The following is a 10,162-nucleotide window of genomic DNA, read 5'->3' as shown; positions in this document are numbered from 1 at the left end:
TATCGCTTACTTTTATTGCTTAAAACTTCAAAAAAAAGAATTAACTTATTTAAAGATTACACCTAGAACCCCATTTCTTTTATTATTGGCCCTAAGTAAAAACCTTCTCTTATCTACTCTCTTTTTCTCTTCACATTTATAAGCGTAAGACTTGATGTATTAAAACCTAACATTTAACAAAATCAAGTACCCACACTTATCGGCTGTATTAATTTTTAAAGAACATTTTTTTCACTACCACCCCCACACAAAATTCATATGTAATAAATTCGTAAAATGTGGGAAAAGTGAAAGATTATTAATATACATAAAACTTAAAGTCTTTGTCAAATCTTTTTAGCGTTAACCCTAATTTAAGCTCCAAATCATGTTGTGTTTATGCATATTTCAACGCCCGCATCAGTTGCCCGAGCTCTGTGCTCCAAACAACGCCTCGCAAACCTCACGAATGAATCAAAATCTGTTTGCGGAAAAAGGAGAAAGGTCGAATGAGGGGGCATTGCCACAGAGAAGATCTGCAATCAAAAGGCAAGTAATAGGGCCAAGCGTAAAAACCGAGGTACATTGCCACCTAAATCTTATATTTTTAACTTAATGTAAATCAAAAAATATTAGGGTTTTACCTATTTGTCATTTATTAGATTTATACTGTTAATGCATGTTAATCATTGGAGTTAAATATGGATACTAATAACGTCCAATCTCACCAAAAACGATCGTTTTTTGGTCCCGAAAAATTCCCCTTATTCTTATTTATTGGATTTGCCGCACTAATCGGTATTCTACTACTGCCTACGCCTGAAGGACTTTCACCAGCAGGTCACCGCATGTTAGCGATTTTGGTATTTGCTATTATCGTGTGGGTTTCTGAAGCCGTATCCTATGAGGCAAGCTCAATTATTATTATGGGGCTTATTATATTCCTTGTGGGTTTATCTCCTTCACTCAAGGACCCGACAGTGGAATGGGGCGTTAAAAGTGCCTTGACTATGGCCTTAGCAGGTTTTAGTAGCTCTGGACTTGCATTAGTAGCAGCGGCATTATTTATCGCAGCTTGCATGACGTATACAGGATTAGATAAACGTATCGCCCTTAATACCATGAATCTTGTGGGTACCAGTACAAAATCCATTTTCTTCGGAATGATCTTAGTAACTATCATTCTATCTTTAGTTGTACCTTCTGCTACTGCACGTGCCGCAGCGATGATTCCAATCGCTATGGGTATGGTTGCTGCATTTGGTGTGGAAAATAAATCTAAACTTGCTGTAGGGCTTATGATTCTAGTGGCGGAGTGTATCAGTATCTGGAACGTAGGTATTCAAACAGCCGCAGCACAAAACTTAATTACTGTAGGCTTTATGACTGAGTTGCTAGGCGAACGTGTAGCATGGATTGATTGGTTAATTGCTGCATTGCCATGGTCAATTATCATGTCATTTGTACTTTACTTTGTAGTTCTAACCTTCTTCCGTCCTGAAGTTAAAAAACTTGAAGGCGGTAAACAATCTGTTCGTAAGCAGCTAGAAGAAATCGGACCTATGACTTCCGATCAACTTCGACTTTTGATTGTTTCCACTATCTTAATTGGATTTTGGGCTACTGAAGGTAAATTACATAACTACAGTACCGCAGCTACAACAATCGTAGCCCTAGGTGTTCTATTGATTCCTAAAATCGGTGTAATCAATTGGAAAGAAATGCAAAAACGCACACCATGGGGTACCTTGATTGTATTCGGTACTGGTATCAGTTTAGGTAGCTCTATTCTTAAATCTGGTGCAGGTGAATGGTTAGGTAATCAAATCGTTGTGTGGACAGGATTGGATACTCTTGGACCATTGATGATTTTTGCAATCCTAGCAGCATTCTTAATTATCATTCACTTAGGTTTTGCTAGTGCAACTGCACTTTCATCTTCTATGATTCCTATTGTGATTTCTATCCTAAAAACTATGCCAGATGGATCTGTGGATCGTTTAGGTATGACCATGATACTAGGTTTTGTAATTTCTTATGGTTTCATACTTCCTGTAAACGCTCCTCAAAATATGGTATGTTTAGGTACAGACACATTTAATGCAAAACAGTTCGCAAAAGTTGGTATCACTATTACTATAATTGGTTACTTACTGATGGTTCTATTTGCAGGAACTTACTGGGATTGGTTAGGTCATCTAAAATAATACTTAGGATTATCTAACAAACTCGCTCATCTAAGAGCCTGATGTATTCTGCATTAGGCTCTTTTTTATGGATTGATTATGTTTGAAATTTTTAGAGCTCTCAAAAATGGTTTTGAAACCATGTTTCACCCAAAAATGATATTTGCTGCGTTTCTGCCATTAATTGCCAGTGTCGCAGCCTTCGTTATATTTTGTATATTCATATGGTCGGATGTCAGTTCATGGCTTATTACATCTACAAGTGATTGGTGGATCTTAAATCAAATTGGCATACTCTTGAATGATGTGGGACTTAATGCTGGTGGCTTCGGAGAGTTTTTTGCTTGGATAATCACTTTAATTTGCGTTATTGTGTTGAGCTTAATTATTGGGCTTGTAATAGCAGGTATTTTAGTGACCCCGCTTGCCGTAAATCTAATTAGCAAAAATCATTATCCCTACCTTACTCGTGATGGAAAATATGCTACTGGAATCAGTATATTGAATTCAATTAAAGTGACAGTAATCTTCGCTTTAGGATGGCTTATAACATTGCCACTTTGGTTGATACCAGGGCTCTCCATCGTACTATCCCTATTTTGGATTAGCTATGCATACGCAAATATGACCAAAGTGGATGCCATCGTTGAGCATGCAACTCCAGAAGAGAGAAAATATGTAATTTCAAATTATAAAAGTGGCTTTTGGATTATTGGATTTATATGTGCTTTGCTGTCTTTAATTCCATTATTAGGCCTAATCATGCCCGTGTATTCTATTATCTCCTGCACACACTACGGCTTAGCATTACTCGATAAGATCCGTAAAGATGGACGCGAATTGACTACAGTCCCTGCCAGGTAGAAGTTTCGGGCAAATCAAATCCAAAAAGTGCTAGTATGCGGTCTACAGAATGATCGACTATCTCGTCGATGCTTTGCGGTTTTTGATAGAACGCTGGCAATGTCGGGAAAATCACGCCCCCCATTTCTGTAACGGCCGTCATATTTCTCAAATGAGCGAGATTTAAAGGAGTCTCTCTTACCGCAAGCACTAATCGGCGTCGCTCTTTCAGATGCACATCAGCCGCTCTCGATAGCAAATTATCGGCCAGCCCATGTGCACACGAAGCTAAAGTATGCATCGTGCATGGCAGAACAACCATCCCAATAGTAGTCACTGAGCCGCTTGCAAGCATATCGGATACATCCCTGTATCCGTGCGTATGATCCGCATGCTCACAGAACTCCTTGCGATCCATACCAAGCTCGTGCTTAATCGTAATCAAGCCAGCTGGCGACACAATAAGATGCGTCTCCACGTCTTCCACGTCTTGCACATCTCTCATCGAGCGCACCCTATCCAAGAGCCTAAGAGCGTATATAGCTCCAGTCGCCCCCGTGACTCCGACAACCAATCTCTTAGTCATTCAAAACGCCTGTAGGCTCAAGCACTTCCTTAAGTTCCCCGCTCTCAGCCATCTCAAGGATAATATCGCAGCCGCCGATAAATTCGCCGTTCACATAAAGTTGCGGAATAGTAGGCCAGTTTGCGTATTGTTTAATGCCCTCACGCACTTCCTGATCCTCAAGCACATTTACGGTCGCAAGTTTCTTCACGCCTACCTCACGCAAAGCCTCGACCGCCCTCATCGAAAAGCCGCACTGCGGGGCATTTGCCGTCCCTTTCATAAAAAGAATTACAGGATTTTCGCTTACGATTTTTTTAATATATTCTTGAATTTCGCTCATCTAAATCTCCATTTTTCCTAATTGTACCTACAAAATTCAGGCTTCACGTTATAACCCCACAAGTGACCCTGTCATGCCCTGCTAAGTCCCTATGCGTCTCTATCTTGTGGCAATGCCACCGCCGCATAATCCCTCTCACAGCTTCACCCTGGTCCCACCCATGCTCAAACGCAAGCATCGCCCCAGATCGCATAAATTCGCGAGAGCGCGAAACAATATCACGGTATGCGTTCACGCCGTCATTGCCACCAACAAGAGCGGACAATGGCTCGTACCGCACATCTCCGCAACTCAAGTGCTTATCATCTGCACGAATATATGGCGGATTCGACAGCACTAAATCGAACGCCTCTATCTCAGGTGGCAATGCCTCCCACCACGACCCCGCATAAAACTGCACAGCAACTCCGTGCTTTTGAGCATTTAGAGCGGCCGTCTGCAAAGCCGCATCCGACACATCTGTCGCATATACTTCGCACAAATCGAAATACCGTGCAATCGAGATGGCAATAGCACCACTACCCGTCCCAAGATCAAGCACCCGAGCGGGCCTCGCAGGTTCTCGTGAGCGTGATAGTGAGCGTGAGCGCTCGTGCAAAAAAGACAAACCCAACTCGACCAAAATTTCCGTATCAGGACGCGGAATCAAAACACTTGGATTTACCTCAAACTCAAGGCCCATAAACTCACGCACCCCAAGTATGTAGGCAATGGGTTCGCCCGCATTTCGCCTATCCACAAGGCTCTCAAAATGAAGCCGCCGCTCATCAGAAAGCACCTCATCATCGTGCGTCAAAAGCCAAACGCGATCAACGCCCAAGACATGCCCCAACAATAGCTGGGCCTCCAATCTATCGAGCTTGCATTCCCGAAGAGCCGCTGCGATAGAGACGCTTGACATTATTCGTCGCCTAAAGCCGCAAGCAATTCCGCTTGCCTTTCGCTAATCAAGGCATTAGTTAGCTCATCAAGCGAGCCTTCCATTATTTGTGGCAACTTATAAAGCGTAAGATTAATGCGGTGATCGGTAACGCGGCCTTGCGGATAATTGTACGTGCGAATCCTCTCCGAACGATCGCCAGTACCTACCAGACTTTTGCGCTCTGCCGCTTCCTTACTTTGCTGCTCCTGGCGTTGAATATCATTGATACGAGCCGCTAAAACGCTCATGGCACGAGCTTTGTTTTTATGTTGCGACCTATCGTCCTGACACTCCGCAACAATGCCCGTTGGAATATGCGTAATGCGAACGGCGGAGTCGGTTTTATTAATATGCTGACCACCCGCACCACTCGCACGAAACGTATCGATACGCAAATCAGCTGGATTTAAAACTACTTCCGCCAATTCATCGGCTTCTGGCATAACGGCCACAGTACAAGCTGACGTATGGACGCGGCCTTGCGATTCAGTTTCTGGAACGCGTTGCACACGATGAGCTCCTGACTCATATTTAAGTTGTCCGTAAACGCCATCCCCTTCTATTCTGGCAATGACCTCGCGATAGCCCCCTAGTTCCGATGGATTCTCCGACATAAGTTCAACTCTCCACCCCTTTTGCTCTGCATAGCGGCTATACATGCGAAATAGATCGCCAGAGAATATGGCACTTTCATCTCCACCCGTGCCAGCTCGAATTTCTAGGAACACACTTCGTGCATCATCTGGATCCTTTGGCAATAATTCCAACTGCAGCTTCTCTTCTAGCTGCTCCAGTCTCTCTTTTGTAGCCTTCATCTCCTCTTCACCCATCTCTTTGAGTTCAGGATCGGACATCATTTCTACTGCAGCTTCTAGATCACTCTCAGCCGCTTCAAACTCCTTAAACAGAGCCACTACTGGGTCAATCTCACTTCTTTCGCGTGAGAGCTTACGGAAGCGATCCATATCGTTCGCAACATCGGGTTCTGCCAATAGGGCATCAACTTCAACAAGTCTTTGACTTAACTGCTCCAATCTGGAGCGCATTGAATCTTTCATAATAAAAAAGGAAAAAAGAATTAGCTAATGAGTAGGAAATAGCTTAGGAAGAACGTCGAGAATTTGCTCTCTTTCTTCATTTTGAGATTTATTAAGAGCACGCATAGGTGCATGCATATATTTTTGAGTTAGGCCTTGAGCAAGTCGCTCTAAAGCCTCTTCTGGACTCACACCCTTAGCTAAAAGTTTGCGAGCTTTATCGAGTTCAACTTGAGCAAGTGTTTGAGCAGAATTATTAAGAGATTGTATTACAGGAACGACTTCTCTAGTTTTAAGCCAATTCATAAAATTGCTTACACTTGAATCGATAATTTGTTCAGCCTCTACAACAGCAGCTTTACGCATATCGTTACCCATCTGTACCATACGACCTAAATCATCTACGGTATAAAGATACACCTCTCCAAGTCGACCTACTTCAGGCTCGATATCACGCGGCACCGCAAGATCAACCATAACCATAGGTTGGAATCGTCTATGCTTGAGGGCACTTTGAATCATTCCTAGCCCTAAAATTGGCAATGTTGACGCCGTACAGGATACAACTACATCAAATTCATGAATACGCTCTGGCAGTTCCGCAAGCTTAATCACGTCTGCACGGAACCTTGATGCAAGTGCTTCACCGCGTTCAATAGTGCGATTCGCAATAACAATTTGCTTAGGATTATGAGCTGCAAAATGAGTAACACACAACTCAATCATCTCACCTGCACCCACAAATAAAACTTTAGAATTATCCAAGTCACCGAACACCCTTTCGGACATTCGTACTGCCGCAGCAGCCATAGATACAGATTCTTGACCAATAGCAGTGTTGGAACGAACTTCTTTAGCTACTGAAAATGTTTTTTGGAATAATTGATTGAGCATAGTACCAAGAGCACCTGCTTCAGATGCTGCACGAACAGCATTTTTCATCTGACCTAATATTTGGGCTTCACCAAGCACCATTGAATCAAGACCAGAAGCTACACGAAAAGCGTGTCGCACAGCCATATCCTGAGAGTATTCATAAAGGTGTGGAGAAATAACAGAAGAGTCGAGCGAATTAAAATCAGCCATCCACTGACCTATGTGTTCAGCAGCATCAGGCTGAGCTGCAACATAAATTTCTGTGCGGTTACAGGTTGATAAAATAGCCGCTTCTTTCACGCGACCGTTAAAACAGGCTCTTAAACCATCTAATGCAGGACGTACCAGATCACCAGACATAGAAACCCTTTCTCGCACATCTACTGGTGCAGAATGATGGTTAAGTCCAAATGTAAATACACTAGTCATTAGATTCAATGGGTCTTCAAATCAATTACATATTATAGGGTTTTAAAAGCCGAAATAATACAATTTCGTGTCAGACCATAACTTATTTTTGAAAACTTTCTATTTTTACTTCACAAATTATTAGTTTTTAAGTATGATATACAGCTTACAGTCAAATATGGTTCGGTAGCTCAGTTGGTAGAGCAGCGGATTGAAAATCCGCGTGTCGGCGGTTCGATTCCGCCCCAAACCACCAAAATTAAAACACCCTATCCATCTTACCCCAATACTTTAAATCTCTCATCGTCAGATAAATAATTTTTCTCATTTGGTGCACCTTCCTTAGATCCAAAAGGCATTTGAGCAATCATTATCCATTCACTTGGAATATTAAAAATCTCACGCACTTTATCCTCTATCAGTTCGTTATAGTGTTGAAGCGAAGCTCCAATACCTTTCTCTGCCAGTGCGGTCCATACGGCATATTGAGACATTCCATTGCTTTGTTGAGCATATTTAGGAAAGCTTTCTGCATATAAAGGGAATTTTTTCTTCAATTCTTCAATAGTTTTACCGTCCTCATAGTAAAGGATGGTTCCAATTCCCGATTGAAATGCACAATTAATTTTCTGCTCTGAACTTGGATAATCTTCTTCACTAACAACTGCCTTAATTGAGGCTTTTACAAGCTCCCATAATTTGTTATGTTCTTCGCCCCACAAAATCACCAATCTATTAGACATAGAGTTGTAGGCTGTAGGAGATTCATTTACAACATTTTTAATTAAATCTGTGATTTCTTCTTTAGAAAGATCAACATTTTTCCCTAGTGCATATATAGAGCGACGCTTTTTTTGTAACTCGTAAAAACTAGACATTTAGTTCTCCTTTTATTGATTTTTTAGTTTTAATATCTATATATAATAGTATAAGCAGGGAAATATTTGGTTACATTATTGTCTATTTTCTTTGGGGGTTTTATGCGTTTATTTCTAGCTATTTTCTTTCCGCCAATTTTGTTTTTTACAATTGGTAGACCAGGACTAGGGATACTAAACCTTTTTCTGATGATTACCATAATTGGATGGATTCCAGCCGCAATATGGGCCGTTTATGCACTATCTGAACACAATCAAAAGCAAAGGTTTAATGAACTTGCACGTATGCAAGCTCAACAAGCTCAATCACAGGCTAAAGCCAAAAACCCTTTTGATGCAAAAGACGCAGATGTCTTTGAGGGGTCAGGTCGTATAATTAACTAACTACTCGATGCCTGCAAGCTTATGAGTTTGCAGGCTAAGAGCCCATCTCTGCTTTCCCTTAGCATTTAATTTCCCAATAGTTTCGATTGTTTGAAGAATATTCATCTGACCTTCAAGCTCAAGCGGTGACAGAAATCTGTGCTTAGCGGGAAACTTCGAAGCCATAGCTTCAGCCCAAGACATAAAATCATCGATGGAATGCGAGAGCATTGCCACACTATCGACAACGATACGCAACTCATCCACATCAAACCCAACAGCCTGCTCGTAGCGCTCCTTATAGCAATACTTCGGACTGATGGCAATGAAATCGATTCCGACCGGCACTCTCGCAAGCCCATTACTTTCGATACACATAAAGTAGCCCCGTGCCTTAAACGCCGCCACCAATTCCTCAACCCGCGGATGAACCGAAGGCTCTCCACCGGTCAGAATTATATTTCGCACATCAAATGCCCCAACAGCTGCGAGCACCCTTGACAATGGCTTATACTCAAATTCTTCGTAATTTGTATCACACCACTCGCATGATAAATTACATCGACCAAGCCGTACAAAAACCGAGGGCATTCCTGTGTTATACCCCTCGCCCTGAAGGCTTTTAAATATCTCAACTATGCGAAATTGTGGTTCGTCCGAGGCATCGGACAGTGACTTAATATTAATAGTCTTCATTAAAAATGCATTCGCTATATGATGAGGGCGTCTCCCACAAACGTACTCTAGATACGCCTTCAATTCTGGAGCGCAATTTATTTAAGATATGGCTCGAGATATTTTCTGCAGTTGTTCTATGTGCAAATGCGTACGTCTTCATCTTCCACCCATCTAACAATTTCGCAATCTCAGACTCTCTATCATTTGTAGAATCATATAAAAACGCATGGTCCATAGGTTCAATAACAAGCTCTTCCACAATCGATTTAAGATCGGCAAAATCAATAACCATGCCCATCTTCGGCCCCTCTGTAATTACTGGACCCGTCACTTCTACCTCAAGCCTATAGGTATGCCCATGTAAATTTTTGCATTTACCATCATGACCATCAAGCAAGTGGGCAATATCAAAATTAAACGTTTTTACTACTTTCATCTTTAGAAGCTAAGTATTCCTCAAGACCACGATTGCGAAGAATGCAGCTAGGACATTTACAACATCCACCCTCAACACCTTCATAACAAGTATGCGTGCGATTTCTAACAAATTCCAAATATCCCAACTTATCGGCCAGCTCCCATGTTTGAGCTTTAGTGAGCCACATAAGAGGAGTATGAATGACAAAGTCAAAGTTCATAGCCAAATTCATACTAACATTCATCGATTTCACAAAGATATCGCGACAATCGGGATATCCACTAAAGTCAGTCTCGCAAACTCCAATCACAATATTGCGAATACCCTGAGATTTGGCATATATACAGGCATACAAAATAAACAAAGCATTGCGGCCATCCACGAATGTATTTGGCAAACCATCTTCGTTTTGGCCTATCTCTGCACCCTCTTCCATTAAAGCATTAGATGTAATGCCCTTAATCACACTAAGGTCCAGAATAGTTTGCTTCACACCAAGTTCAGTCACAATTTCACGAGCTTTCTGAAGCTCAATATCGTGTCGTTGCCCATATAAAAAAGTAATGGTCTCTACATTTGAGACACCGTATTTTTCAATCGCTTGAAGCAAACAAGTCGTCGAGTCTTGACCGCCCGAAAAAATAACTAAAGCCTTATTTTCCATGC

Annotated in this window: 12 protein-coding genes and 1 tRNA gene; 4 read left to right on the top strand and 9 right to left on the bottom strand. The window is 41.8% G+C overall.

From position 1 onward, the window contains the following. Positions 1-680 precede the first annotated feature (680 nt). A complete protein-coding gene (locus T432_RS0106605) occupies positions 681-2,186 on the top strand; it encodes a DASS family sodium-coupled anion symporter (protein WP_028884651.1) in 1,506 nt (501 codons plus the stop codon). A 78-nt stretch (positions 2,187-2,264) separates the two neighbouring features. Continuing rightward, complete coding sequence (locus T432_RS0106600; protein ID WP_028884650.1) at positions 2,265-3,029, top strand: EI24 domain-containing protein; 765 nt, start codon at positions 2,265-2,267, stop codon at positions 3,027-3,029. Here T432_RS0106600 and T432_RS0106595 read toward each other — a convergent pair. The 5 genes from T432_RS0106595 to hemA are packed head-to-tail and all read right to left on the bottom strand — an operon-like array spanning position 3,010 to position 7,180. After that, on the bottom strand, positions 3,010-3,594 hold the full coding sequence (locus T432_RS0106595) for a UbiX family flavin prenyltransferase (protein ID WP_028884649.1): 585 nt from the start codon (positions 3,592-3,594) through the stop codon (positions 3,010-3,012). The genes T432_RS0106600 and T432_RS0106595 overlap by 20 nt on opposite strands. Continuing rightward, complete coding sequence (gene grxD, locus T432_RS0106590) at positions 3,587-3,916, bottom strand: Grx4 family monothiol glutaredoxin (RefSeq protein WP_015552182.1); 330 nt, start codon at positions 3,914-3,916, stop codon at positions 3,587-3,589. Before grxD ends, T432_RS0106595 begins: the two co-directional genes overlap by 8 nt. A 43-nt stretch (positions 3,917-3,959) precedes the next feature. Next, entirely contained in the window at positions 3,960-4,817 is an 858-nt protein-coding gene (gene prmC, locus T432_RS0106585) for a peptide chain release factor N(5)-glutamine methyltransferase (protein WP_028884648.1), read from the bottom strand. Next, positions 4,817-5,896 (bottom strand): peptide chain release factor 1, encoded by a 1,080-nt coding sequence (gene prfA / locus T432_RS0106580; protein WP_028884647.1) that lies wholly within the window; start codon positions 5,894-5,896, stop codon positions 4,817-4,819. Before prfA ends, prmC begins: the two co-directional genes overlap by 1 nt. A 24-nt stretch (positions 5,897-5,920) precedes the next feature. Next, positions 5,921-7,180 carry a glutamyl-tRNA reductase gene (hemA, locus tag T432_RS0106575; protein WP_015552179.1) on the bottom strand — a complete coding sequence of 420 codons (1,260 nt, stop codon included), beginning with the start codon at positions 7,178-7,180 and terminating at the stop codon, positions 5,921-5,923. 159 nt (positions 7,181-7,339) lie between these two features. On the opposite strand from hemA, the gene T432_RS0106570 reads away from it, so the two are divergent. Next, positions 7,340-7,415, top strand: a tRNA-Phe gene (locus tag T432_RS0106570). Positions 7,416-7,437: 22 nt separating this feature from the next. Here T432_RS0106570 and T432_RS0106565 read toward each other — a convergent pair. Then, entirely contained in the window at positions 7,438-8,037 is a 600-nt protein-coding gene (locus T432_RS0106565) for a nitroreductase family protein (protein ID WP_028884646.1), read from the bottom strand. Positions 8,038-8,139: 102 nt separating this feature from the next. Here T432_RS0106565 and T432_RS09085 point away from each other — a divergent pair, with 102 nt between their 5' ends. After that, positions 8,140-8,421 carry a YqaE/Pmp3 family membrane protein gene (locus tag T432_RS09085; protein WP_028884645.1) on the top strand — a complete coding sequence of 94 codons (282 nt, stop codon included), beginning with the start codon at positions 8,140-8,142 and terminating at the stop codon, positions 8,419-8,421. Here the strand turns inward: T432_RS09085 and T432_RS0106555 are convergent, their stop codons facing one another. From T432_RS0106555 to queC, 3 genes are read right to left on the bottom strand one after another with little or no spacing between them, the layout of a single operon-like run. After that, positions 8,422-9,096, bottom strand: a complete 675-nt coding sequence (locus tag T432_RS0106555) for a 7-carboxy-7-deazaguanine synthase QueE (protein WP_014110947.1) — start codon at positions 9,094-9,096, stop codon at positions 8,422-8,424. After that, positions 9,083-9,514, bottom strand: a complete 432-nt coding sequence (gene queD, locus T432_RS0106550) for a 6-carboxytetrahydropterin synthase QueD (protein ID WP_028884643.1) — start codon at positions 9,512-9,514, stop codon at positions 9,083-9,085. Before queD ends, T432_RS0106555 begins: the two co-directional genes overlap by 14 nt. Further along, entirely contained in the window at positions 9,492-10,160 is a 669-nt protein-coding gene (gene queC / locus T432_RS0106545; RefSeq protein ID WP_028884642.1) for a 7-cyano-7-deazaguanine synthase QueC, read from the bottom strand. Before queC ends, queD begins: the two co-directional genes overlap by 23 nt. Positions 10,161-10,162 lie beyond the last annotated feature (2 nt).

The sequence above is a fragment of the Taylorella asinigenitalis ATCC 700933 genome, from assembly GCF_000687755.1.
GTDB classification, from domain to species: Bacteria; Pseudomonadota; Gammaproteobacteria; order Burkholderiales; family Burkholderiaceae_B; genus Taylorella; species Taylorella asinigenitalis.
Note: the sequence above shows the minus strand (reverse complement) of the source record. Positions and strands in the feature narration are given on the sequence as shown.